We start from the raw sequence: 26,729 nt of genomic DNA, 5'->3' as shown, positions 1-26,729 counted from the left end.
GGATTGAGAAGCACGCGCCGTGCGGCGCGGAACATAGAAACGCGCTCAAGGTGCCTCCTTTTTCATCAAGTAGGCGAGAAGATCGGCGACTTGCTCATCGTTCAAGGCATCGAGAAGACCTTCGGGCATCAGGCTTCGACGGATGAAACGGGTCGACGCGATCTCACTCTTCGGGATTCGTCGGTCTGAGAGACCGATCTGCCGGATGACGACCGCGCTCTTGTCTTCGCTAACAAAGAAGGCATCGATGATCTCGCCGCTCTTCAGCTCGACTCGATAGATCCGATAGCCGGATTCCATGGCCGCATTCGGAGTGAGGATGTTCCGGAGGACACCTTCCAGTCCCATTTCCGCCGCGCCGCTGAGTTCGGGGCCGATCTGACCGCCTTGTCCGTCAATGACATGACAGGAGGTGCAGAGCGCGGAGAGGAGCTTGCCATTCTCAGGATTGCCACCCTTCCGACCGAGCGCCATGTACTTTGCAAACTTCGCGTCGAGAGCTTCTGCCTGATCGAGGGTCAGCAAGGGAGGAAGGTCAGTCGTCTGGCTGACAGAAGCCCCTGTCCCGAGCTCACCCCAGCTCGGTTCCCCTCCGGAATTGTAGAAGACAAGATCGTTCGGACGGCTGGAGCCGGAGAAACTGCGATCGAAGTATTGCCGGATCTCCTGAGCGCTGCGTTCGCGACTCCAGACCCGGAACTCCGCCAGGCTCCCGGAGGTTCCCTTTCTCGGTGGTGTGGAGAAACCCACATTGAGGTTGGAGAATTTGCCGACGACCTTGCTCTCACTCTCGGCATCAAGCTCTCCATCGGTGTAGATCCGGATGACTCCCTGCGCGTTGCGGGTAATCGCGAGATGAGTCCACAGATCGGGAGCCATCGGCTTGGTGGAAACCACCGCATTGCCGACGCCCTGACCGACCCAGACATGAAGTCTGGACTGATGGAAATTCAGATCGAGAGCGTTCCTAACATTCTTGGCACCCAGCAGGCTGTCTTCGCTCCCGATATTCGGGTCGAGACGCACCCAGGACTCGATCGTGAAAGGCCCATCGAGCTCAAGGTTCGTCGCGGCGAAAGAGCTGGGTTTGCCCGCCAGCTTGAGAACTTTTCCAAAGACCTGATCAAGGGAATCCATGAGCACCGCCAGCGCCGGGTCTCCCTCCAGGACGGTCGCCAGCCGCTCCGCAGTGCTGCTGTCCAGATCGCCCTCGGGAATCTCTTCGTTCTCGAACGCCGTGACCAGAGCACGCGCGCCCAGTTTCGTCGACGATAGGGCGGCCAGGACCAGCCGGCGCTGGCCAGGATCGAGATCGGGATAGAGCCCGATCACCTTTGCAGGGGCATCCGGAGCCGCGGAAGCAGCGAGCGCCGCGAGAGCGCCTTCACGAATGACTGAATCCTCCTCCGAAGAGGCTGCCAGAGAGACCAGCAGATCCGTTTGCCTGCTGCGCATCTGGCGGAGCGCGGTCAGCGCTGTTAGACGATCAGCCTGCGGTTGGGAGCTGTCTCCAATGAAGGCGAGGATCTCGGGTTCCAGGTCGTTGAGAGAATAGGCTCCGGCGAGTTCCAATCCGATCGTGGCGGCCTCCCCGCCACCGGCGAGCAACGCCCTCGAGGCTTGAGTGAGGAGCGGCGCGATTTTCTTCGGATCAAGACGGGTCTTCTGGCTCAGTAGTTGCGCTGCGACTTCCGCCCGCGAATCTTCTTTGGCAAGCAGTGCGGCAAGGGCCTCACCACAGTCAGGAACATCTGGAAATTCGGCGAGACGGAACAACTCCTCAGCGTCCGGTGCCCGGTCGAGATCGGGAAGGAGCGCCGCGATGAGTGGCGCTCCAGTCTTGGGCGGCAAGGCAAGAGCCGCGAGAATGCGGCCTTCCAGTGACAACTCCCGGGCGGCATCCGAATTGAGCAAAGCGGCGACTTCCCTGGGAATGCCTTCAAGGAAGAAGCGCACCAGAAAACGTTCGAATTCCCGATCGTACGCTTCTTTTGATGGGATGATCTCCTTCGTCCGGGAATCCACCTCGGTCGGACCAACAAGTCTGGGTTTCACCGAGGCGAGCATGAGCGGGAGGATCTCATCCACGCCCGCCGGCAACTGACGGCCAAGCGTGGTCAGGGCAGCAAAACGCACGTTGGCATCGGGATCATCGAGAAGTTCGGCGGCCAGTGCCGGGTAGCTGGCGAGCTCGCGGCGCAAGTTTCGGTTCTCCGATGATAGCAACTTCTCTCCCACTGACACCGCCGCGTCGCCAAGCACCCACAACGCCTGAATGGCGGTCGCTCCCGATAGGCTTCCCGTCACCAGATCCTCTTGGAGCGTCTTCACGACTTCCGGATCATTCCTGTCGGCAAGTGTCTGCCAGGCGATGTGCGCTCGCGCGGTGGGCTCCATCCCGAGCATCGCGACCAATTCGCTGTTAGAGAGCTGGGTGAAATCGGGGATCTCCACCGATTTGTCGGCCGATGCCGGCTTGATCCTCCAGATTCGACCGCGAGTCTTGTCGCGTTCAGGGTGATTCCGAGGGACTTCGTTGTGGGAAATGATCTTGTTGTACCAATCGACGATGTAGAGGAATCCGTCGGGCCCCTGAGTCAGACCAACCGGACGAAAATAGGGGTCGTCGCAGGTGACGAGGTCTCCAAGTCGCTCGAGATCCCAGTAGGATCCATCACGCTTGATGGCGAGGGTTTGGACCTTCGAAATGATGGGATTGGCGACGAGCATGCTGAGATCGGCCTCGTCATCGCGCAGCGGTCCGTTCTCCAAAAGGGCGAGCCCACTCAAACCCGTGCCACCCATCCGGAACTCTGCGGCCGGAGGAAACGAAGGTTGATAGGACTTCTTGAGCCCCTTCATTCCTCCCGGGTAGTAGGCATAGTCGTGAAATGCCATGGCCGGGTAGCCGTAGTCGTTCGCTTCCTGAATGAAGGTCTCGCCTTCGCCCGTAAACGCCAGCCCCCAGATATTGTTAGGGCCCGTGCTGGTAATCTCGAACTCACCACCGTCGGGCCGCATGCGCGCCATCGAGCACTTCGGCCAATCGATGACATCATCGCTCCCGGGTTGTTTCACGGCGCTGTTGTTGAAAAGCCCCTGGGCCATCCAAATCCAGTCGCCGGGCACCCGGGTGAACTGATGAGGTAAGAGATGGCTGTCCTGAACGCCGAAGCCGGTAAGAATGACCTCGCGTTCGTCGGCCTTCCCGTCGCCATCGCGATCGGTGAGCAGAAAAAGGTCGGGACCATTCAGCACATAGGCAGAGTCACCATTCCCCCAGGGAAGAATTCCCAGCGGGATCGCCAGCCCGTCGGCGAACACCGTCGGATCACTCAGTCCGCCCTCAGGAATCTCGGCAAGCGCCTCACGTGGATAAACAAGCACCTTGTCCTTGGCCTTCGTCTTGTAGAGGGCCTCGGCTGCGGCGGCGTTCTGGTTGCCATCGACCGGATATTCGAGCGCAGTTTGCGTCCATAGGCGGCCGCGTTGGTCGAAATAGACCGAGACAAATTTCCCGATGCCTTCACTTTCCTGAACCACCAGTTCAATCTCGTAGCCTTCGGGAAGATGGAAGAGCTTCGCCTGCTCGGCGGCAGTCCGCGGATCGCCTTCGACATCGTTGTGACCACCCGCCTTCTTGGCACCCGTCGTGGTGTCAGTCTTCTTCGCAGGGGCTTCCTTTTTCGGCGGATTGGGTCGACGCGAATTCGCTTTGCGAGGCTGCTTCACCTTCTTGAGCGCAGCCTCGGTTCCCCCGAGGGACTCCCAGGTCGGCGCTCCCGGAGTCGGGGGCAGTTCACGAATGAACACATCCTTGAACTGCACCATGACTTTCCCGCCCGAGTGGACCTGTGGGGCAATCACCCCGTCCAGCGGGATGAGTGGGTTGGTCTCGGTATAATCACTTGCCTGGATCCCGTTGATCCAGACCTGGATCCGGGGTCCCTCGGCTAGGATCCGGTAATCGTTCCAACCGAAGGTATCGATGCCTGCCAGAAGCTTCGGTTCATCGATCGGCTCAGGGTAGATGAGTGCTCTACGGTGTTCATCGTAGATCTTGCCGAACCACTCGTCCCCGCAGTCGATCTGATAACCGGCAAGGCGACCGTTCGGAAGCCGAGCGCTGCGAATCTGAATGCCACTGTTGATCAGGCCGGTCGCAGGGTCACCGCTGCACTTGATCTTCAAGCTCAGATCAAAATTCGCGTAGCTCTTCCCGGTACTGATGAACTCGTTGCGCGGAAATTTCCTTTCATGGGATCCCCCCGTGATCGCACCGTCCTCGACCCGCCAAACTCCTTCCGTGCTCACCCAGCCATCCAGGGTCTTACCGTCGAAAAGCGAGACTCCTTTCCCTTCAGCGACGACCGGTAAGGCGCCTTTGGAAAATTTCCCCCACTCCACCGGGGTTCCCGACTGTGCCAGATCGAGAGCCTGTTGCAGGGCGACTTCCGTCCATCCCGGATTCTCAGAACTCATGTCCTCGAGCATCCGTGCCGCCGTCGGACGGGACGTCTCAACACCCTTTTCCGGCACACGCCCACCAGCAGCCCAGACAATCCCATTCAAGGCCATCTTGCGCACCTCATCGCGCGCCCAATTCCAGTGAAAATGCCCTCCGGTAAATCCGAAGGCCCTGCCGCCATCCGGACGCTCGAAGGTCCACCCACAGAATTGCTCCTTCTTCTCCTGGATGGCAGCGCGTGCCGCGTTATTTCCTCGGAACGCACTGACACCCTTCTGAATCGTTTCCGCCGGTGGATGGACTGGCAGCACCCGCTCGATCTCTCCGTGCTCATCTACGCACTCCCGCAGATGGAAATAGCACTCGTCATGGAGCTTGAATGGCGGCACGCCGTTCATGACCGGGTGCTTCGACGGCCTCTCGAAATCCGCCGTGAAGAAATTACTGATCGAGTGAAATGGTTCGAAGTCGGCTCCGACCAACTGGCGCCACTCGACGCGACTCGGGTCCTCCTGCTGCCCCTTCCCGGCCTTCGGGCCGATCCCTGTAGCCCAGTGAAACACCACCAGCCCTTTGCCCGCATTCATGAAGGCCTTCAGCTCCTCCAGATGGCCATTGGCCGGATGGAGATGCCAGCCATCCGCGTAAATCACCAGGGCGTCCGCCTTGTCGAGCAGCTCCGCAGACGGCCACTCGCGCACGACCTGTGAGGTAAGCGCCGGAGCCCCTTCAGGCAGCAGTTCGGAAAGCAAATTGCTGCCAGCGACATGCAGGTGCGCCCCCCAGCCGTGCGAGTCCTTGCCAGCGAGAAACAGCACATGCTTGCCCGATCCCTGCGCCATTTCGACGAAGAAAAACAAGCCCGCCAGAACCGGGAGAATGAACGAAAGTCGCTTCATGATGTTTTCGGATCAAACCTCAAAATCGAACACCACCACCCGCTTCAATCGTGGCACCACGATCTCCTTGACGCGCTCGTGCTCGGGATGGGGAAGATACGCATCGCGACTCTCAGGTGTGTCGAAGCTCATGATGAATCCGTGAGTGAAATCCTCATTCAATCCCTCGTCGCTCTTGTAGGGTCCGTGCTCCATTTCCAGCAAACCGGGAATCTTCCCGACCATCGCCATCATCTCACGGAAGCACTCCGCCACCTGTTCTTCGGTGACGTCGTCGTTGAATTGGAACATGCCGTAGTGTCTGACCATTGTAGTATTAGTTTTGATTGTTCTCTCCGCCCTGGGCCACCTTCATCAGCTCCAGCAGCTTTTCCGCGCAGGCCTTTGCAAATGCCGCGCTGTTGATCTCCTCATCGAACTCGCAAACCTCTACGTTGGCGTGTTCACGGATCGCACAAAAAAGCGCCTCGTCGGCATCGGGATCATGAAAAGGCTGTCCTGCCGCGCTGATCACGCTGATTGCCTTCCTTGGCACCAGGATCGAGACCGGCGCCCGGTTCGCATTCGCTTTTTCCGCCAGAATTCTGCCCAACTCCGCGCACTCTTCAGCATTGGTGCGCATCAGCGTCACCTGCGGGTTGTGGATGTAGAAATTCCGTCCCTCAAGCTCATCCGGAATAGTACGACGTTCTCCGTAGTTCGCCATATCGAGACAACCGGGTGCCACCACGGCGGGCACCCTGACCTTGCTCATGGCGTCCATCCTCTCCGGCCCGGCCGTCAAGGTCGCGCCGACCAATTCGTCCGCCCACTCGGTGGTCGTCACGTCGAGCACCCCGGCCACCATGCCGCTTTCGATGAGACCCTCCATCGTCCTCCCGCCGGTGCCGGTGGCGTGAAACACGAGAACTTCGTAACCCGCTTCTTCAAGATGAGCCTTCGCCATGTTCACCAGATCCGTCGTGTTGCCGAACATGCTGGCCACGATCAATGGCTTCGCCCCGCCCGCGTCGATCTCCGCTTCCACCATCCCGCAGATCGCGCCTGCCGCCCTGGCAAAGACCATCCGTGAAATGCGGTTGAGGCCCGCCACGTCGACAATGCTCGGCATCATCACGATGTCCTTGGTGCCGACGTAGTGCGCGGTATTGCCGCTCGCCAGAGTTGAGACCATCAGCTTGGGAAATCCCACCGGTAGTGCGCGCATCCCCGCCGTGGCAACTGCCGTGCCACCACCACCCCCAAGCGAAATCACCCCGTCGATGACTCCGCTTTCCACGAGTCGGGTGAGAAAGATCGGGAGTGCTTGCGCCATCACGCCCACCCGTTCGCCACGGTCCTCACGATCGGAAAACTCAAGCCCTGCCGCCGCCAGCACCTCGTCACGCGTCCGGTCGGGCTCGACCTGAGGAGCGCCGAGCGTGCCGACATCGATCAACAGTGTCTTATGCCCGCGTCGGCAAATCTGCTCGGCGACGTAGCCATGCTCGTGCCCTTTGGAATCGAGCGTTCCGATTACTGCGATGGTAGCCATGGGTTTTGACTTGGGGTTTCTGGGATAAGGGTTCGGGGTCAACCTGACGCCACGCTTTGCCCGACGCGCTTCAGCGGGATTGCCTTGAACTGTCGGGTCAGGTCGGTGAGGGATTCTTCCACCGCCATCCGTTCGAGGCTCGAAGCACCGACAAAGCCCACGGCATCGGTGCGCTCATTGATGAAAGCCGCATCTGCCGGAGTCGCGATCGGTCCGCCGTGGGAGAGGTAAATGACGTCGTCGCGCACCGACTTGCCGGCGTCGATGATCGCCTGCGTCGCGCTCGCCGCTCCTTCAAGTGATATCGCAGCGTCGGTGACCCCGATGGAGCCGCCGACCGTGCATCCCACGTGGGCGATGATCACGTCCGCGCCGGCCTCCGCCATATCCTTAGCTTCCTGGGGAGATGCCACGTAGACGATCGAGAAGATGTCCATCTTGCGGGCCAACGCCACGGCTTCGACTTCCTTGTGCACGCCCATCCCGGTTTCCTCAAGCTGCTGGCGGAAGTCGCCGTCGATGATCGAGTGCGTTGGGAAATTGTTCATGCCGGAAAAACCCATCGCCTTCACCTGCTGGAGCCAGTGCCACATGCGTCGACGCGGGTCGGTGCAATGGACCCCGCAGATCACCGGGATTTCCTTTACCACCGGAAGCACCTCGAATTCGCCGATCTCCATCGCGGTCGCGTTGGCATCGCCGTAGCCCATCATGCCGGCGATCGAGCCGTGCCCCATCATCCGGTAGCGGCCTGAGTTGTAGATGATGATCAGGTCCGCACCGCCCTTCTCAATGAACTTGGCACTGATCCCGGTGCCGGCGCCGGCGGCGATGATGGCCTCACCTTTCGACAAGGTGTCCCGAAGCCGCTCAATGACTTCTTCGCGGGTGTAAGGGTTTCCGACTCCGGTCCATGGATTTGGCATTCCTCGATTAAAAGCCCATCCCGCTGACCTGCAACCTCATTTCATTAGCAGGAAAGCACCATTAACTATCGAAAACGCCCATTTTTCATCCTATGATCGCGGCCATGGAGGAAACCCACGTCCTGGGAACCAGCAAAGTGATCGCCGTAAAGGCCAGCCCCGAGGAACGGCGCGCCTGGCTGGCCGAGGCTCCCGTCTGCACCCAGCTCAATCAGATGAACATCGCGCATGTCGGCGTGATGGAAGCGGTGCCACCCTTCAAGGTCGTCCGCAGTTACCAATCAGGCACCTTCATGTTCGCCTGCTCGGGTGGAGAGGGCGAAGTGCTCATCGACGGACGCTGGACCTCGATCCGCGCTGGCGAGGCCTGTCTATTGCCTCCTTTCGTCGAGAACGCCATCCGTGCGGTCCGCAGCCAGGGTGTCCATGGCCGCCCCGATCCATGGACCTACGCGTGGGTGCGCTATCTCGAGTCTCCCGAGCATTTCCCGATCATTTCCTCCAAGTCCCCGGTAAAAGGTCCCTTCGAGGCCGAGGTCCTGGTCCGGGCCGTTCAGGGACTGCATGCGGAAGCCTGCCGCCGCCAAGCGGCGCCCGCGCAACTGCAACTCTGGTTGAAGCTCATCCACAACTACGTCCTGTCCTTCGCCCAACCGAGCCAGGGAGACGAACGGCTCTGGCGACTTTGGCAAGTCATCGAGTCCGACCTCGCCCGCTCGTGGACGATCCCGGAAATGGCTGAGATCGCTGCCATGAGCCGGGAACACCTTCGCAGAATCGCCACCCGCGAGATTGGCCGTTCGCCTCTTCAACACGTCATCTTCCTGCGCATGCAAAAGGCCAGCCACCTCCTCGCCACCAGCGACGAAAAAATCGAGACCATCGCCCGCGAAGTCGGATACCGCAATCCATTCACCTTCTCCACGACCTTCAAAAAATGGATCGGCCGACGTCCTTCCGAACATCGCAGTGCCTCGGTGGACGCACGCTCGATGTCCTAAATCAAAGCTATTTCTTGAGGGTCAGCGGCACCGGGTTCTCCACCTGCCCAGCGGGCCGCAGCCCGGCTTCCATCTCCTCTCTGAATCCCTGCATGGCGGACTTCAGCCGCTGGACGATCTCGGGGTGTGTGGCCGCCACGTTCTTCTTCTCGGATAGATCATCGTCCAGATTGTAGAGCGCCTCCTTACCCTCGACGACGCGCAGTTTCCACGACTTCCAGCGCACGCCTTCGAGCACACCCCAATGGGCATAAAAAAAGTACTCATGCGGGCTCTCGGCGCCATCCACCAGCGTTGGCATCATGTCCTTGCCGTCAATCACCAGATCATTCGGAAGTTTCGCACCGCTCAGTTTCGCGAAGGTCGGCAGCACGTCCATTGCCGTCAGAAGTTTGTCACTTTTGCTGCCCGGCGGAATCTCCTTGGGCCAGCGAATCACCGCAGACACCCGTTGACCACCTTCCAGCGTCTTCCCCTTCCCTCCGCTCAGAGGTTTGTTAGACCCCTTGCCCGTGCCGCCGTTGTCACTGGCGAAGAGCACGATGGTATTCTCATCGATCCCCTGATCCTTCAGCGTCTTTAGGATTTCGCCGACCGACCAATCGATCTCGAAAATCGCAGTGGGATAGATCCCCGGCTTGCCACCCGCCTTCTTGCTGAGTTGCTCCGCATACTCCTTCTTGATTTCAGGCGACGCCGCCAATGGCCCGTGCGGCAAGGCATGAGCCACATAAAGGAAGAAGGGGCTGTCCTTGTGGCGTTTGATGAAATCCACTGCCCGCTCGGTGAAGCGGCGGGTCAACAGGTCCGCATCAGGGTTCATTTCGATGACCTCCTCGCCTTCCAGTAGTGGCAAGGGCGGAAATCTGAAAACCTGGTTCCGCGGATGCCCCGGGAAAATATCGTGACTGTAGGGAAGACCGAAGAATTCCTCGAAGCCCTGGCGGGTCGGCAGAAACTCAGGCTGGTCACCGAGATGCCATTTGCCAACGATGCCCGTCTGGTAGCCGGCGGATTGCGCGACCTCCGCAATCGTCAACTCGTTTGGATTCAAACCTCGCCCGTCGCCAGCCAGGCAAACAGGAAACGGTTTTTGACTCACTTTCTCCACCGTGATCGAAGATGGAATGTCCATGTCAATGCGCGCCGGATAGCAACCGGTCATCAACGCCGCGCGAGACGGCGTGCAGAGCGGCGCCGCCACGTAGAAGCTCGTCAGCAGCGCGCCTTCCTCCGCCATGCGGTCGATGTTCGGGGTCAGGACATGGTCGCCACCGAAACAACCCAGATCCCCGTAGCCCTGATCATCGGTTAGAATCACAATGAAGTTGGGCGGAGCACCAAAGGCGCAGAGCGACAGTGCCATCCCAACGCAGACCGCAAGACGCACGCGACGTCTGATTCCGAAGCGATAGAATCCCATCATTCCTGTCACTTTCTCTTTTTGTCCTCCGGCTTGACGATTTGAACCGGCACTTCGTTTTCCTGCTTTGCACCGGGCGTGCTGCGGCCATGATTCACGATCTTATCGAGTTGCTTCCTCAACGCTGCGACCACTTCCGGATGGGCTTCAGCGAGATTGGTGGTTTCCGAGATGTCCCTGCTCAAGTCATAGAGCTGGATCGCCGACTTTTCGTCGGTCTCTCCAGTAGTCGCCCCACCACTGCCCTGGCAAAGCAGGAGTTTCCATTTGTCCTGCCGGATTGCAAATTCCCCGTGATAGGAATGATGCACCAGCGCATCCCTCTGACTCTCCATCTCATCGCCTAACAGCGCAGGCAGGAAACTGACACTGTCTTCCCCCGCATCGTCGGGAAGCTTCGCTCCAACAAGCTGAGCGCAGGTAGCCAGCAGGTCGGTCACGCAGATGAGTTCATCACTTTCGCTCCCAGCCTTCACCTTGGCCGGCCAGCGCACGAGAAACGGCACCCGGTGTCCCCCTTCCCAAAGTTGGGTCTTATATCCGCGAAACTGCGCGCTTGGGAAATGCCCGAGCTCCTCGAGCTGTCCAACTCCGATGTAAGCCGCGCAGCCATTGTCGCTGGTCATCACCACGATCGTGTTTTTCTCCAATCCGTTCTCGTCCACCGCCTTGAGCACCTCGCCTACCAGCCCATCGGTCTGCATGACGAAATCGCCATACGGCCCCAATTCGCTCTTCCCCTTCCATTCCTGGGAGGGAACCACCGGAGTGTGCGGCGATGGCAGCGCCAGATAGAGGAAGAACGGCTTGGTGCCTTGCGCGTGCTTGCCAATGTAGTCGACCGTCCTGCGCGCCAATTCCGGCAACACCTTGACCGCCTCGAAGTCAGCAGCAGCCGGTCCCTCACGCACCGGGCCGGTCCGAGCCACCTTCCCATAAATGAATGAGGGGAACTTCTTCTGCTCGCTGGGAACCGCCGTGAAATAGTCGTTCTCGATATAAACATACGGAGGCATATCAAGTGACGCGGAAATGCCGAAATAATAGTCGAAGCCATGCTGCAGCGGGCCGTCGGTAATCGGCTTTGTATAGTCGTCCGTGTCGAAGTTCATGCCCATGTGCCACTTCCCGATGATCGCAGTGGTGTAGCCGTGCTGCTGGAGCAATTCGCCTACCGTCAGCCGCTCCGACTCGATCATCGGCGGGCTCATTCCGTTCAGCACACCGCGTTGGAGCTTCGTGCGCCAGGCGTACCGACCGGTCATGATGCCGTAACGGGTGGGCGTACAGACCGACGAATTTGTATGGCAGTCGGTGAAGGTCATCCCCTCGGCGCGCAGTCGGTCCATGTGGGGGGTCGCGATCTTTCCACGCTCCGGGTTGAGAGCATGCACGTCGCCGTAACCGAGGTCATCGGCGAGGATATAGATGATGTTGGGCTTTTCCTGATCGGCGCCTGCGACCAGCCCCGCCACGGGCGTGAGCAGCAGAGCCACAAGGAGGGTAATGCGATTTTTCATGATCTGAACTCGTGTTTTGGAAAAGGACTTACAGGTTTGAATGAGCTTTGCCGCGCTTCCTCGGCCCATGGGGCGGAGTCAGGCTACCTGAATAAAGGTTCACTGGTCGATCGTTTCCAACCAAATTCCGGTCACCCGGTTCACGCCAGTCTTCCGCCCACGTGACCTGCGAGAAAATCCCACGTCCCATGAACAATCGTGTGGTCGGCGGCATCGGAATTCTCGTGTTAGAGACGCTGCGGACTAGGAGAGGTGAATCCTTAGATCAGCCCCAGCCTGCACTTCGAGGGCCTCGCTGAATTCGATGAGCGCCCTACCGTCCTCAATCTTCAGACCGGCGGCGACCGGCTTTCCGAGATGGTTAACGACAAGCTGGCGAGGAACCAAACCTTGTGGCTCCACTTTCAAAGATCTCAGCGCAAGCTTGCCTTTCCTGAGTTCGATCCGGACCTCCATCTCTCCCTCCTGAATTCGCTGCGAATAACTGCCCCAGCCTTCGGCCGAAATGAACGGCGCCTTGAAATGGTCCGGTCTGATTTTCGGGGCAAATCCCAGCTGCCCCCTGGGTCCGTGGTATTCGAAACCACAAGCTGCCAGAAACACCCCGTAGCTTGCCATCGAGCGCGCATAGTGGTCACTGCACTCGATCTCGTTGTAGGGATTGCGTTTCGCCGCGCCGTAGCGCTCGTGCACGGCCTTGGCGATAGCGAGACCTCTTTCGACAAGATCGGATTCAGGTTCCCCTTCGAAAACCATGTGCGCGGCCACCTGATACTCGAAGCCATTCATGCATTCGTTGAAGTAGCCGCCCGGCCCCGTCCAGAGCTCGGGGTTCTTCTCGCTGCGGAGCTTGTCGCCCGGGATCGCGTCCTTGGCACCGCCTTTGGGAAAGGTCGTCATCAGGAGTCCTGCCTCACCCTCCATCGCATACCAGCGGAAAGCCTGCTCGATCTCGCGATGCTTGATCGCGTAGCCCCCGGCATCCGGTGCGAAGTTGTATTTCCAGAGGCTCTCCAAGGCTGCGACCGTCTCCTTCTTCGGCAGGACCCGACGCAGACCCACCTGCTGCGACCATGCCTGACCCAGCACCTGATCGATGTGGCACCCGACATTGGTATTCAGGTGCTTGCCCAGCTCTTTGTTCGGCTTGTGGATGAAATACTCGCCATCGAACAACTCGGCGACAATCTCCCGGGATCCGCGATCGATGATCCTGCCGCACTTCGCAGCGAAGGCATCGTCGCCGAGCTCAAGAGCCATCGACTCACCGGCGGCGAGGGCGGCGAGATAGAGGCTGCTGAGCCACGAAATCTTACCGGTCCACTCGGCATCCAGAGTGTGCGGCTGAGGGCCTGTTAGAAGGCCATCCCCGTCCGGATCCTTCGCCATCAAATACTCGATCGACTGCTTTACCCGCGGCCACAGCCGCTTCAGAAACGCATCGTCGGGCGACATCTGGTGCTCGCGGTAGACGCGCAGGATCGTGCCGGCCTGGCCGTCGTCGGCGACCAACTGCTTTCGTTCGCCCCGATACCCGATGCCTCCGTTCTCCGGATCGAAGGCGACGCCGTAGTCGACCTCTTCGCGGAGGGTCCGCTCCAGTTCGGGGAAGACCCGTGCGAGCGCCTGCGCGTAGTGGAAGACATGCGTGCAGGTCCCTTGGCAGCAGTCGACGCCCTCCCAAGCCCATGGCCGGCCGCCGTCAAACCAGTGGAAGGTCTGCGTCGCAGTGCAATCCAGCGGGATCATTGCGCGGTCGAGCAACCAGTGCGGCAGAGTGCTGTCATACCAGGCCCGATTCCAAAGCAAGGTGCCGTCGATCAGCTTTTCGCGATGCTTCGCCACATGCGCGGCGACCTCGACCGCCGACTTGAACCAGGAACGGTAGTGCCGAGCGGTGAACAGCCTGGCCACGCCGGGATCCGTCTTCTGGTGATGAGGGAAATACCAGGAAATCAGAAAGGTAATCACCTTTGTCTTCCCCGCAGCGAGCTCGGTCGAAGCAGATAGTCCACCCAGCAAGGTCTCGTCCAGTGGCTTGGCGGCCGGTTCATCCGAGCCGCCGTCGATCTCGGAAAAGAAGGTCTCCGCGTCTCGAATCTTGTTCAGTGAGCTCACTCCCCGAACACGCACGCCCTCCTCGTCGATGACCGTCAGCGCGCTGGATCCGTAGCCGTGCTCCCTGGTGATCGCGCCGGAGCCTTCGATCGTGCTGAGGATCGAGCTCAATCCTTCGTCCCGCACAAGCGCATTGGCCCGTTTCCCCAAGGTCGGGTCCTCGGCGTAGGGGCACACGGCATTCTGAAGCCAGCCACCGAGCTCCACCTCCACGGGCTCGTCGCCCGGGTTGCTCAGGCTGAATCGCATCACCGTCACCGGCAGGGCCGAGTCTTTCGCACTCAGCGGAACGAAGGGGCTGAAGGCCTCCAGCTGCACCTCGACCGGGAATCCGGCGTCCTCGTAGCGGACCCGGCCGACCGGATACTCCCCACGAAAGCTCAGCTCGGGAAACCCTTCGATGTCGAGGGTCCGTTGTTGGCTTTCCTCGCCCTTTTTCACCCGGATCGCAAAGCCCTGATCGACCTCGGCGCCGTTCTGCTCGCAGTATTCCTCACCGATGGCGACCGGCTTCGGGTAGTGCCCACCCATCGTCATGGCATCCATGCGCATCTCGTGCTTCTCCCGCGCATAGTTTGACTTGAAAATATCCCAGAGCCAGAGACGTCCGTCGCCGGCGAGGTAAAGCTGCCCACAACCGATCCCACCGATCGGCATACCGATGTATTTCAGCTCCTTGCCCCTGAAAACCTCTCCCTCCCCCCTCCGGGTCAGCGAAGCGATCCACTCAGCAGTCAGCTTCTTGTCGGCCGGAACCAAGTGAGCTGTTAGATCGCCTGCCGTGAAGGGTCCCGCCATAACCGGCATGCGCCCGGCGAATAGCATCGCCGAGCTCAGCCCCCCCAAGCGGATGAAATCCCGTCGGCCGAGCGGCGCACTTCCCTCCTGCATCCGCCCGTATCTGATTTCCTGGGTTTCATCACGATGAGCTTTCATTTGATCCCCTAATTAACGGTCGTCAGGCTCAGTTCTTTCCTAATTCGACCACTTCACCACAAAGCGTCGAATCAGTCCGCGTCCTCAAGCTCGTGACAACATGAACTTCAGGGCTCACGAACACGAAACACGCACGAGTAGGACCCCTTGCCGCCCTTCCAGTTCGCACCGGAAGCAACATAAAGATGGCTAGGATGACCCTTCTGGAGCAACAGCTGGGGACGCTCAAATTTCTTTCCACGAAGTATTTTGGCAGCGTCGACGACATCACTACCCAGATAGCTCGCCATCCTGTCGTAGCCGAGTATCGGATCACCAAAATCAATTCCGTTCTCTGATTCCCAGAGATATCCGGTTCCGGCGCTGTTGTGCGTGGTTAGAAGAAAGACCCGATCATTCTCAAAGAAAGCGTAGCCATCCTCAATCTCGGTTTGATTGCTGGTGAGCGGCTCTTTGTGGAACACATAAGGACCCTCGATCGTGTCCGCAATCGCCACACCCATGCGTCGCACGTCGCCCTTCTTCATCGCCTTGTAGTACAGAAAGAACCGACCGTCGGGATGGGCAAAGAGGGCCGGATTGTTCACGCCAACCGTCGACCGATAACTCCAGACTTCCGGATCCTCGGGTGGCGACAGGATCAAGCCATCCTCGCCAAGCTTCTTCCACGGTCCTGCCGGATGATCCGCTACCATCATCCCGATGCGTTGTGACGCCGCCAGCTCTTTCCTGCTTCCACCGGCATTGGCGATGAAACTCAGCACATACCGGTCACCGATCCTCTGCACGTTCGGATTGTGCGGTGACTGATGATCCCATGTCTTCTTGCCAGTCCCTTGAGCCACCACCTCCTTGAACTCGAAGGGCCCCTCCGGGCTTTCACCAAGGTAGCGGGCAATCTCGCAGTGCGTGAGCCAGCCGCCGAAGCCCGAGGCAATCGGCCAACGCGCCACAAACAAGTGGGTCTTCCCCTCAGGGCCGATGACCGGAGAGGATCCCCAGACGTGGTAGTCGGGCTCCTCGACGGCAATCCCCACATACTCGAGGCGATCCGCCCACAGTTGCCTGGACTCGAGGGTTTCGGGTGCCTTCTCATCTTCGGCTGGGCTCATCCCGACCATCAAAAGAGTGAAAATGCCCAATCTATAGCGAGAACGTCGTTTCATGGTGATATCCTAACAGGTTGCGCGTCTAGGCAGCTGTTACTCGAACGACCAGTTGCTCGCCTGCCTTGAGTGTCATCCGACCTTGTAAAATGACACGAAGGTTGCGCCCCTCGGATTCAACTTTGGCTGGAAGGGATTGCTTGCCCAATGTCACCTGCACGGACTGAGCTTGTGTGCCTTCGCCTGTTCTGAGAACCACCTGATTCAGGCTGAGTTCGCCTTCCTCCAACTTGATCGAAGCATCAAGCTGACTTGGACTCAGCTTTTGCGAGTAGAGCCCGTAGCCCTCGGCCACGGTGAAGAAGCTCTTGTGATCTTCAGGATGCAGCACCGGACGGAAGCCGATGCGGCCTTTCGGGCCATCGTAGATGAAGCCCTGCAGGGCGAGGAGCGCCGACCAGACACTCAGTGAACGTCCATAGAACTTGCCGCATTCGTCGTCGCCGAAAGGATTGCCGGAGTAGCCCCAGGGGCCGTTTTTAACATTGGAGACCCCCTCGGTGCGCAGGCGGCCGTTGTAGCGATCGGAGATGATCTTGATGACCATCAGCCCCTCCCTGAGCATGCCGTTCTGGATCATCGTCACTGCGGCCCCATACTCGAAACCGGTCATCACCTCGTCGCCGTACTTCATGCCGGGAATCGGCTGCGGGTCATTCGGCCAAGTGATCATCTTCATCCCGCCATCCGTCACTTCGCAGTACTGACGCGGCTTGAGCGAGTGGCCTTGGAAATCGGTGAGGAAGTTGTATTTCAACAGCGACTCCATCGCCTTGCGGGAGCGCTCCTCGGGGTAGCAGCGGTCGATGTCGAGTTGGTCCGCCCACCATTCCCCGAGGATCTGGTCGATGTGGCAGCCGTCGAGGTAGTCCTGACTGCGCTTCTTGCCCTGCGTCTGAATGTAGTATTCGCCGTTCCAGAGACGCTCGTTCTGCAACTTCATCCCCGACTCGCGAATCTTCCGGTATTCGGCGGCGGAGCGGCTGTCGCCGACGATGTCCGCCATCCGTGCGGCGGCTTCGAGCGCCGCCAGATACATGCTGCCGATCCACGAGGAACAACCCATGAAGTCGCCATCCAGCGTGTTGTGCTGGGTGGTTTCCATGAAGCCATCGCGGCTGGGATTCCAGTGGCCGATGCTCCAGTCCATGCCCTTCTTGACCTCCGGCCACTGCGACTCCAACCAGCTGTTGTCCTTCGAACAAAGGTGCTCGCGATAGGTGTTGAGGATCGTGCCGTAGAATCCATCGGCGGCGCCGACCTTGTTGGTGTGGCGGTACGGCGTCAGACCGTTGGGCGTTTGGCGGTCGTAGTCCTGGTCGCGCAACAGACGACCCATCTCCGGCAGCAAGCGCGCATGCGCCTGGGCATAGTGATAGACGTGGGTGCAGTTGCCACCGCAGCAGCCCGCGTCTTCGTTGCAGCCTTCCCACATGCCGAGGTAGCCGTTGTCCGACCACCAGAAAGTCTGACTGCGCAGGACCGCAAGCTGCGAGCTCATCCGATCGAGCAGCCAAACCGGCAGCGAGGAGGCGTAGAGGGTGTCGTGGAAAAGACGGGTGCGCCGGGTGAGTTCGGCGAGGTTCTTCTGAAGATACTCCGCGACCCCCATCGCACTCGGCCACCAGTTGGTGTAGTTCTGTCCCGTGCCGGTCCAAGCGACGCTGTTAGACATGCCTTCGCCCTCCATCGGGATGGCCTTTCCCGAGCCGTGACGGCCCGCCTTGAAATACCAGGTGAGAACAAAGCTCACGGACTTCGACTCACCGGGAGCGAGTTCGAGCGGCGCGGAAAGTGCTCCGTTCACCGACTGGCCGGCTGGAGAAACCTTCGACTTCGCCGGCCCCTGCAGGGAGCCTTCCGAATCGACTTCACCCTGAAACACTTTCGAGTCCGCCCACTCGGCCGTGCCGGTGGCTCCCGCGGCGCTCGTCATCAGCACCATGTCGGCGCTGTCGTTGCCGGCGCGGGTCATGTGCAGGCAGGTGGCATCGCCCTTCTTCAGGATCTCGTTCTGGTTTTTCCCGAACTTGAAGTTCCCCTTGCCTTTGCCCTCGTTGAATCCGAGCGCGTTCTTTTGTGCGGCTAACAGGTCGACCTTGACCTTCGAACTCGACGTGTTCTTCACGGTGACCGTGTAGATCGCGCAGGGAATCGCACAGTCCTTCAGGTCCATCGGGATGAAGGGGTTGAAGACCTCAAGCTCCACTTCCACCGGAAGCGCCGGCTCCTCGAAGAGGTATTTGGCAAAGGGATACTCGCCTTCGAATCTCAGCGACGCCATCGGCGCGAAGGCCCCGGCAGCGGTCGTCTGCAAGGCACGCAGCACCGGCTTGCCACCCTCCGCCTGGGCGCGGATCGCAAGAAAACTGTCCTCCACCCGATGTTCCTCGTAGTTGCAGGCAATCTGCCAGATCGCGGGCTCCGCCTTGCCATTGAACTGGATCCCGCCGGCACCGATCCCGCCGACGATGAAGTCGATCGCCTCGAGCCGTTCGCCTTCATAGACCGTGGTGCTGCCGTGCGCGGTCAATCCCGGATCATTCAGGATCGCCTGCGCCTTGCGTTCGCGCACCGCGTCTCGCTCGGCTTTCACCTTGGCGACGAGCGTTCCCGTTTCCTCGAGCTTCTGCTCCCATCCGGCCGCCTTGATGTGAGCTTGGATCTCGGCCTGGGTCAGGCCACGGGCGAAGCAGGCGACTTCGTCGACCGTCAGCCTGGTCGATCCCCAGCCGTTGGGAACCGTCGTGTCGCCCAGCATCATCGTCGTCTTCTTCGGTCCCCGGCGGGTGTATTCATACGCGCCGCCGACCAGGCTGCACTCATAGCCATCGACATAGGCACGCACATCGAGATCGAAGCTGGTGAGTGCAAAGTGATACCAACGCCCCACTTCGATCGGTTCGTCGGTCGGAAGATTGATCTCGGTCACGACCATGCCGTTGACGTTCTGATAGAGAAGCGAGGACAGGTCGTTCTTCACGCCGATCACGAACAGCGCCTGCTTGCCGTTGCTCTGCGCGATGATCACGGGGTTGCCCTCGACCTGTGGCTTGGCATCGATTTTGAAGAAGAGTTCCAGCGTGGTTGAGCGGCCTTTGAGTTTGTCGGCACCGGGAACCAGAACCGGAGCCTTGGGTTCGAGGCTGATGGCCTTGCCTCCGATGGCCCCATCGACAAAGGATGTCGGACCACTCGCCTTGGCTTGCGATTTGCCCAGGACATCGACGAGATCCCCATCGAAGCGCCAATACCCACGAAGCGTCGGCTCCGATTTCAGCAGCGCGGCATAGGACGCCCTGCTACCTGCGGCCATCAAGGGCCCGGATGAAGCCAGTGCCGCGGCAAAGCTGCCAGCTGCCACCAAGAAGCGCCGCCGGGTCACACCGGGTAGAGCAGGAATGAGGTAGTCGTGGTTGCGTTTGATCTCGTCTCGTTCGGTTCTCATGCTGGTGATCTTCTTTAGAACGGATTGCCGTAAATATCGATGCTTCCCTTACGCAAATCGACCACCCGATCTCACATGGCGAGAAATGAAATCTCACCCATCATTTCGATGAAACGCTCGCATCTCTCCTGCGTCTTTCGGGAAAGACCATGCGCTATTCTCCCCAATTTTTCCTCATTCCGCTGCTAGCCGCCACGCTCAGCGCCCAAACTCGGGAAACCGTCACCTTCCGTTACGATGGTGCCGCGCCCCGAGGTGCAATCTTCATTTCGGGAAACCTTCCGGAGCTCGGCAACTCCGACCTCAGTCGATCCCACGAGCTCATCCAACTTCCCGACGGCAGCTGGGAACTCGATGTCTCGCTGCCGGTCAATCGCAACTACGAATTCCAGTTCTACGACCGTTTCGTCAATTCCTCCCAAACGCCAGACCCCACTCACGGCACCCCCCTCGGGGATCTGCAAATCGCATCTACTTCAAGCGTCGTCCTCGATCCTGCGACCAAGTCCCTGAACTATACCGGCCCACTCGTCGGACCCGTGCTCCACTGGCGGCAGGACCAGACGGTGGATTTCGCCACGCTCCCTCTAACGGACAACGGCAGCGGCACTTTCAGCGCCTCCACCTTCGGTGAAGCCAACCGCCCGCTCGAATTCTTCCTCACCGGAAGTGGCGGCGGACGCGAGCCCGCCGCACTCGGCGGACCGCCCGAAGGCGACCCGGTCTTCGGCACCGAAATGGACGCCATCCATGTCCAACAGGGCCAACTCTTCGCCTACCAGCCCGCCCCATTTGTCAGCCCACCGCGCCGGGACTACGACCCAGCCGCCCTCTCGACTCTCGAATCCGAATTCATCGAGAATCCCCGCCCCTATCGAGTCTTCCTCCCTCGTGGCTACGACGAGCACAGCGACCGCTACTATCCGGTCGTCTATTGCTTCGATGGCCAAGCGCTTTTCGAGGAGGACACCACGGTGCTGGGAAATGCCAGCAATCCCCAATCCGCCCTCGACCCCGATGGAACGACACTCTCCAAGGCCATCGCATCCGGCCAGGCTCACGAAGCCATCTTCGTCGGAATCGATACCCTCAGCCTGCTTGAAAGGCTCAAGACGGGCGACCCCTACGCCGCCGGAGACGGCACCCCGGGTCCCTCGCAGGCATGGCTCGACTTCCTCCGTTTCGAGCTCAAACCTCACATCGACGAGAACTACCGTACTTTAGACGGCGCGGAGCACACCGCCGTGCTCGGCTTTCAGCACGGAGCCGCCATGGCCCTCTTCTGCGCCTGGGACGCCCCTCAGATTTTCGGCAAGGCCGCACTCATCGAACTCGAGAATTATCCCGGCCTCTTCGAAGTGATCTCACTCGACTCCAAGCGCCCGGTTCGACTCTATCTCGATTCCGACCGGTCTCAGGTTCGCGATTTCCGCAGCTCCCTCCTCAGGAAGATCCCCAAACGTTTCGTCGTCGAAGGCGACCTTTCCTACCAATACCTTCCGGCCGCCGAGGATACCCCCGAAGCATTCCGGGAGCGCCTCCCCGACGCCCTTTCCTTCCTCTTCTCCACCGCCGAAACGATCGAATCCAACGCGGCCGCAGCCGCCAAACCTTACTGGCTGACGAACTTCGGTCTCAGCAGCGCCGACTGGGATCTCGATCTCGATGGTGACGGCTGGACCACCCGCGAGGAATACGCCTTTGCCACCGATCCACTCGACCCCGATTCGCAGCCCAGCTACTCGATCACCATCGAGCCGGATCAGGCGATCTTCGACTTCGATAGTCGTCCCGGCGTCCGCTACACGGTGGAAGACTCGGAAGACCTCAGCACTTGGAACCCCTACGGCATGGTCGTCGGAGATGGCGATCCTTTCGCGGCAGTCGTCGACCTCGACGATGACGCCCCAGACCGTCTATTTTTCCGCCTCCACGCCGCAGCCCCTGTCGACTCCGACTTCGATGGCCTCAGCGATATCGAGGAGGCCGCCCTGCTCGGAACCCGGACCGACCGCGCCGACACCGACTTCGATGGTTTCAGCGATGGTGACGAAGTGCTCTATCTCGACACGGATCCTCTCACGCCCAACCTCACGGGTGGTAGCATTTCAGGCACCGTCTATCTCGATGAGGACGGTGATCTTGGCGACGGCACTCCGCTATCCGGCGCGACCGTCTTCATCGATCTCGATCACGATGAAAAACCCGACCCCGAAGAACCGACGCAGGTCACCGATGCCTCGGGGCACTATCAGTTCGATAATCTCGCCCCCGGCACCTATCGACTCGTCCAGCCCATCCCGGCTGGCAGCATTCAGACTTTTCCGGGAAACCCACCGGGAGCTCCCGATGGCCTGCCCGACTCCCTCGACTTCGTCCACGTCCCCTTTGGAGAACACGACGTCCCCCACGGCACCACCGCCCAGCCCGACATCGGCACCATCTTTCCCATCTTTCCCGCCCCCGAATCCTCTCCCGTCGACCCGGAGCTACTGCTCAAACCGATCGGTGATCGCCTCCGCACCTTTGCCCTGGGATTCCAAAACACAACCGAACTGGTGAGCCTCACCGAGGGCAGCTCCGCGACCGTCACCTTCGAAGACGAACTGATTATCGATGGACCTGGCTTTGATTTCCAAGTCGTCACGCCCGACGGGCAGGACGCCGGGGAGACCGCCGAGATCCATGTCGGGGCAGAACTCGATGACATGCGTTACCTCGCCACCATCGGCGAAGGCCGGGGAGCGATCGGCCTCGACCTCGGACGTGCGGGCATCACCTTCCCCATCCGCCACATTCGCGTCACCAGCCTGAACAACGGCGGCAGTTACCCCGGCTACGACCTCGTCGGGTTTCAGGCAATTCACTACTTGCCAACAGGACTCGACGGGCACCTCGTCCACCTGTCGGAAAACGAGACCATCGGCGACATCGACTTCGGTCGCACAGCCCGCGACCTGCCCCCTCGTGTATTTCTGTCGAATGAAACCAGCATCATCCATGCGGGTGATGAATTCAGGGTGCACGTCAGCGCGTCCGACGACTTCGGAAACCCCACGACGACGCTCAGCGTCAATGGCACGCCAGCCTCTCTCGACAGCGAGGGCTTCGCCTTGGTCCGCGCGGAGTATCCCGGCGACCTCGTCCTGACCGCCACCGCCACTGACATGGCAGGGCAGACCGCCGCCACCACACTGACACTTTTGGTTAGAAACCACGACGGATCCCTCCCGGAAAACCCGGACGTCCCCGGTCGTCTTGAGACGACCGAGGGCGCTCCGGAAATCACCGTCCACAGCCCCGGCCCCGGCGCCATTCTAACAAGCGACGTCCCCGTGCTCGCCACCCTCAGCGATGATCAGGAAATCACCACCTGGGAACTCACCTACGCCTCCATCGATCTGGTCGACCCCTACAACCTGAGCACTCCGGATCCCGACTACATCACGCTCGCCAGCGGCAGCGGCAGTGTCATCAACTCCCCACTCGCCACCCTGCCCGTGTCGACGCTGGACGACGGGATCTACCTGTTGCGAATCAGCGCCACCGACGGCTCCGCGACCACCGCCTACTCCGCCCATGTCGTGGCCAAAGGCGTCGACCCCTCCGACCTCTATCCCGCGATCAGCATCATATCTCCCCAGCCCGGAAGCGCCATCACCAACCTCACCGAGGTTCTCGGCACCATCACCTCCGATTCCAACATCCGTGAATGGTATGTCGACGTCGCGCCACTTGGAAATCTTACCCAAAGCGATTTTGCCAACAGCACTAGCGCTCAATTCACCCGCATCGCGGAAGGCACCGAAGCCGTGGAGACCGAGGACATCCTCGCTGTGTTTGACCCGACCACCCTCGTCAACGACAGCTACCTGATCAAAGTCACGGCGTGGAACGACCTCGGTCTCGGCTGGACCGAACCGCTCGAAGTCGAGGTCTCCGGCGAGTTCAAACCCGGACGCCTGCGGCTCGAATTCACCGACCTCGAACTCGACCTCGCCGGCATCCCGCTGCAGGTCCGCCGCATCTACGATAGTTTTAGTAGCAGCGAGAGCGGCGACTTTGGTCATGGCTGGTCGCTCGGCTTCGCCGATCCCGACATCCGCGACACCGACCCTGATGGAGGTGCTTTTCTGGCAACCAACGCCTGGAAGGTCGGCACCCGAATCTATCTCAACGCGCCCGACGGCAGACGCATCGGCTTCACCTTCGGCATCGAAGAGGCCACCAGCGGCTTTCTCGGCACCTATTTCCGCCCGGTCTTCACGCCGGATCCCGGAGTCTACGAGACGCTCGCCGTGCCCGAGGGCGATACCGGTTTCCTCAGCCAGGCCTCCGACGGCTCGGTGACCCTCGCCTTCATCGCCCTCCCCTACAATCCAGACATCTTCATCCTGACCACCAAGGACGGCACCGCCTACACCTACCACGAAAGCGACGGCCTGCTCGACGTGCTCGACAAAACCGGCAACTCGCTCGTTTTCACCGACCAATCGATCCGCCACAGCTCGGGAGCCGAAGTCGTGCTGACCCGGGATGAGGCCGGCCGCATCACCGCCGTCACCGCACCCGATGGCAGCACGCGCAGCTACAGCTACGATTCCAACGGTGACCTGGAATCCACCACCGACCCCGCCGGCAACACCACCACCTTCGACTACTTCGACGAACCGAAACACTACCTGGACTCGATCACCGACCCGCATGGCCGAACCGGCACCCGCTACGAATACGACGCCGACGGACGGCTCGCCGCCATCATCGACGAGGACGGAAACCGCAGCGAACAGAGCTATGACCTCGAAGGCTTCTCCGGAACCATCTCCGACTTCCGAGGCAACATCACCACCATCTACTATGATGACCGTGGCAACATCACCCGACAGGAAAACCCGGACGGCGGAGTGATCACCTACGCCTACACCGACGCCGACCACCCGGATCTCGAAACCACCGTCACCGATCCGCTCGGCAACACCACCAGCTACCGCTATGACGACAATGGCAACGTCACGCTGACAACGCCACCAAGCGGCTCTTCCCTCCGCCAAACTTTCGACGAGGACAACAAGCTCATCTCGCGCACCCGACCCGGTTTGATCAGTGAAACCTTCACTTACAACGAAGCCGGCTTACTCTCCCAATGGGGAAACCACCGGAGCTACACCTATACCTCCGACGGTCGCGTCGCCACGGTCACCGACTCGCTCGGCAACCTGCGATTCTTCGGCTACGGTGGCACCTTCGGCCAGCTCGACCACATCGAGAACGAATCCGGCGCCACTGCCACCGCCACCTACTTCGAGAACGGACTTCCGGCCACGGCCAGCACCCCGTTTGGCGCGGACAGCTACGAATACGATGACGCCGGGCGAATGCTCAGTGTCACCGACCCGCTCGGCGACCGTGTCACCGTCACCTACCTCGGCGAGCACCCCGCCACCATCACCTCGGAAGACGGCATCACTACCAGCTATGTCTACGATTCGGATGGTCAGCTCACGAGTGAAACGACCGACGGCGCCACCACCACCTACGCCTATGATGCCGACGGCAACCGCAGCGCCGTCACCGACCCGCTTGGAAACACCAGCAGCTTCACCTACGACCATGCCGGACGGGTCCTCACCGCCACCGACGCCGCCGGAAAGACCACCACCCACCAATACGACCTGGCAGGAAACCGCGTCGAGACCATCGACCGACTCGGCCGCAAACGCAGCTTCGACTACAATGCCAACGGCGCCATGACCGCCGAGCGCTGGCACTCGTCGGATGACGATTCAGTGATCCGGGAAATCCTCTTCACCTACGACAATGCCGGAAATATCAACACCGTCACGGACGGCGACCTGAACTACGACTTCGGCCACCTCGCCAGCGTGAATCCGACCCAGATGGATGTCACCTTTCCCGGCCGTGACGCGCTCACCCTGCGCTATTCCTTCGCCGATAGTGATCTCTTGATAAAGACCGAACTCCCCGGACCGGCATCGCACGAATTTAATCGCAACTCCACCACCGAGACTGCGATGGTGGAAATCCGCACACCAGACAGCTCCGTCACCGGCCGTGCCGAAATCCTCCGCAATGCCGGACGTCTGCCGCAGGAAATCATCCGCCACAACGACGTCTCCCCCATCACTGCCGGCGACACCCTCATCGGCACCTCCAGCTACAGTTACGACGCCAATGGACGCATCTCGACCATCACTCATCCCGGCGAATCGCTGACCTTCACCCGCGAGCCTGGCGGCCGGATTGAAACCCTCGTCGATGGTTCCGGCACCACGACTATCAGCTACGATTCCAAAGGGCGCCTCAGCGCGGTCGACCACCCCGGCGCTCCCGACGAAACCTTTGCATTCGACGACGGTGGCAATCAGGTCGGAGACATCCTAAGTCCCGGAAACCGACTGGAGGCTCGTGGAGACTTCGAGTTCGACTGGGACGCGGAAGGCAATCTCATCCAACGTCGAGACACCTCAAACGGAGAGATCATGGATCTCAGCTGGGACTACCGCAACCGCCTCACCCGCATCGAGATCCGCCCCAGTACCGGTGCCGATCCCACCGCGACGGTTGAGTATCTCTACGACTTCCGCGACCTGATGATCGGCCGTGTTGAAGACGGCTCCACCCTGTGGTTCATCTACGATTACAATGCCATGCCGGTGATGGAGTATCGCGACAACGAAGCCGACCCGGAAACGGTTTACTACTACGAACCCGATGGACCCGACCGCTTCGTCGGCGAGTGGCGCGCGGGTCGCGGCTTGCGCTGGTTCCACAGCGACCACCTGGGATCGGTCCGCAGCGTCATCGACGAAGCCGGCAATACCGTGGCAAGCATCAGCTACGGTGCCTTTGGAGACATTCAGTCGCTCACCGAAACCACTCCGGGCGACGCCGGCAACATCCGCTACGCCGGCCGCTGGCACGACCCGCTTACCGGATTCTCCTACAACCGTGCGCGTTTCTATGACCCTGCCCTCGGACGTTTCCTATCCGAAGACCCGCTTGGATTCGAAAGCGGCACCACCAATCTCTACGCCTACACCGACAACGACCCCTACAACTACGTCGACCCTAGTGGCAATGTCGCAGCCGTGAGCTACAGCACCTTCACCGAGAAGGTCGCAAAGCGGGCCATCAAGTTTGGCAAGAAAGTCGGCAAACAGATCGATGAGTGTTTCCGCGGCATCGCTGCCGCCCTCGAGGCCGCGAATGCCGGGGGCGGTCCAGCCGGCGACACCTCCAGCTGCAAGAAGACCCCGACACCCTGAACCT

Annotated in this window: 11 protein-coding genes; 2 read left to right on the top strand and 9 right to left on the bottom strand. The window is 60.3% G+C overall.

Annotation, left to right across the window (positions count from 1 at the left end; translation table 11 throughout):
- Positions 1-45 precede the first annotated feature (45 nt).
- The 4 genes from ACFQY0_RS16375 to ACFQY0_RS16360 are packed head-to-tail and all read right to left on the bottom strand — an operon-like array spanning position 46 to position 7,827.
- Positions 46-5,367 (bottom strand): PVC-type heme-binding CxxCH protein, encoded by a 5,322-nt coding sequence (locus tag ACFQY0_RS16375; RefSeq protein WP_379714563.1) that lies wholly within the window; start codon positions 5,365-5,367, stop codon positions 46-48.
- 12 nt (positions 5,368-5,379) lie between these two features.
- Positions 5,380-5,676 (bottom strand): Dabb family protein, encoded by a 297-nt coding sequence (locus ACFQY0_RS16370; protein ID WP_379714560.1) that lies wholly within the window; start codon positions 5,674-5,676, stop codon positions 5,380-5,382.
- Between the two features lie 7 nt (positions 5,677-5,683).
- The gene (locus ACFQY0_RS16365; RefSeq protein ID WP_379714558.1) at positions 5,684-6,901 is read right to left on the bottom strand and encodes a Tm-1-like ATP-binding domain-containing protein; all 1,218 of its coding nucleotides are present in this window, start codon (positions 6,899-6,901) and stop codon (positions 5,684-5,686) included.
- Positions 6,902-6,939: 38 nt separating this feature from the next.
- Positions 6,940-7,827: a phosphoenolpyruvate hydrolase family protein gene (locus ACFQY0_RS16360; protein ID WP_379714556.1), complete on the bottom strand. Its 888-nt coding sequence runs from the start codon at positions 7,825-7,827 to the stop codon at positions 6,940-6,942.
- Between the two features lie 104 nt (positions 7,828-7,931).
- Between ACFQY0_RS16360 and ACFQY0_RS16355 the strand changes: the two genes are divergently transcribed.
- A complete protein-coding gene (locus ACFQY0_RS16355) occupies positions 7,932-8,828 on the top strand; it encodes an AraC family transcriptional regulator (RefSeq protein ID WP_379714553.1) in 897 nt (298 codons plus the stop codon).
- A 7-nt stretch (positions 8,829-8,835) separates the two neighbouring features.
- Here the strand turns inward: ACFQY0_RS16355 and ACFQY0_RS16350 are convergent, their stop codons facing one another.
- The 5 genes from ACFQY0_RS16350 to ACFQY0_RS16330 all read right to left on the bottom strand — a co-directional run bounded on the left by ACFQY0_RS16350 (position 8,836) and on the right by ACFQY0_RS16330 (position 19,439).
- The gene (locus ACFQY0_RS16350) at positions 8,836-10,254 is read right to left on the bottom strand and encodes a sulfatase family protein (RefSeq protein WP_379714550.1); all 1,419 of its coding nucleotides are present in this window, start codon (positions 10,252-10,254) and stop codon (positions 8,836-8,838) included.
- A gap of 5 nt (positions 10,255-10,259) precedes the next feature.
- On the bottom strand, positions 10,260-11,771 hold the full coding sequence (locus tag ACFQY0_RS16345; RefSeq protein WP_379714547.1) for a sulfatase family protein: 1,512 nt from the start codon (positions 11,769-11,771) through the stop codon (positions 10,260-10,262).
- Between the two features lie 243 nt (positions 11,772-12,014).
- Complete coding sequence (locus tag ACFQY0_RS16340; RefSeq protein WP_379714544.1) at positions 12,015-14,825, bottom strand: GH116 family glycosyl-hydrolase; 2,811 nt, start codon at positions 14,823-14,825, stop codon at positions 12,015-12,017.
- Positions 14,826-14,932: 107 nt separating this feature from the next.
- The gene (locus ACFQY0_RS16335; protein WP_379714542.1) at positions 14,933-15,991 is read right to left on the bottom strand and encodes a glycoside hydrolase family protein; all 1,059 of its coding nucleotides are present in this window, start codon (positions 15,989-15,991) and stop codon (positions 14,933-14,935) included.
- 25 nt (positions 15,992-16,016) lie between these two features.
- Complete coding sequence (locus tag ACFQY0_RS16330) at positions 16,017-19,439, bottom strand: GH116 family glycosyl hydrolase (RefSeq protein WP_379714539.1); 3,423 nt, start codon at positions 19,437-19,439, stop codon at positions 16,017-16,019.
- Between the two features lie 149 nt (positions 19,440-19,588).
- On the opposite strand from ACFQY0_RS16330, the gene ACFQY0_RS16325 reads away from it, so the two are divergent.
- Positions 19,589-26,725: an RHS repeat-associated core domain-containing protein gene (locus tag ACFQY0_RS16325; protein WP_379714535.1), complete on the top strand. Its 7,137-nt coding sequence runs from the start codon at positions 19,589-19,591 to the stop codon at positions 26,723-26,725.
- Positions 26,726-26,729: the final 4 nt, after the last annotated feature.

This window comes from Haloferula chungangensis (genome assembly GCF_042664875.1).
GTDB classification, from domain to species: domain Bacteria; phylum Verrucomicrobiota; class Verrucomicrobiia; order Verrucomicrobiales; family Akkermansiaceae; genus Haloferula; species Haloferula chungangensis.
Note: the sequence above shows the minus strand (reverse complement) of the source record. Positions and strands in the feature narration are given on the sequence as shown.

What these genes read in the sequence shown, in the direction of transcription:
- ACFQY0_RS16375 (WP_379714563.1), bottom strand. Translation starts at nt 5,367, where the DNA reads ATGAAGCGACTTTCGTTCATTCTCCCGGTTCTGGCGGGCTTGTTTTTC.
- ACFQY0_RS16370 (WP_379714560.1), bottom strand. Translation starts at nt 5,676, where the DNA reads ATGGTCAGACACTACGGCATGTTCCAATTCAACGACGACGTCACCGAA.
- ACFQY0_RS16365 (WP_379714558.1), bottom strand. Translation starts at nt 6,901, where the DNA reads ATGGCTACCATCGCAGTAATCGGAACGCTCGATTCCAAAGGGCACGAG.
- ACFQY0_RS16360 (WP_379714556.1), bottom strand. Translation starts at nt 7,827, where the DNA reads ATGCCAAATCCATGGACCGGAGTCGGAAACCCTTACACCCGCGAAGAA.
- ACFQY0_RS16355 (WP_379714553.1), top strand. Translation starts at nt 7,932, where the DNA reads ATGGAGGAAACCCACGTCCTGGGAACCAGCAAAGTGATCGCCGTAAAG.
- ACFQY0_RS16350 (WP_379714550.1), bottom strand. Translation starts at nt 10,254, where the DNA reads ATGATGGGATTCTATCGCTTCGGAATCAGACGTCGCGTGCGTCTTGCG.
- ACFQY0_RS16345 (WP_379714547.1), bottom strand. Translation starts at nt 11,771, where the DNA reads ATGAAAAATCGCATTACCCTCCTTGTGGCTCTGCTGCTCACGCCCGTG.
- ACFQY0_RS16340 (WP_379714544.1), bottom strand. Translation starts at nt 14,825, where the DNA reads ATGAAAGCTCATCGTGATGAAACCCAGGAAATCAGATACGGGCGGATG.
- ACFQY0_RS16335 (WP_379714542.1), bottom strand. Translation starts at nt 15,991, where the DNA reads ATGAAACGACGTTCTCGCTATAGATTGGGCATTTTCACTCTTTTGATG.
- ACFQY0_RS16330 (WP_379714539.1), bottom strand. Translation starts at nt 19,439, where the DNA reads ATGAGAACCGAACGAGACGAGATCAAACGCAACCACGACTACCTCATT.
- ACFQY0_RS16325 (WP_379714535.1), top strand. Translation starts at nt 19,589, where the DNA reads ATGCGCTATTCTCCCCAATTTTTCCTCATTCCGCTGCTAGCCGCCACG.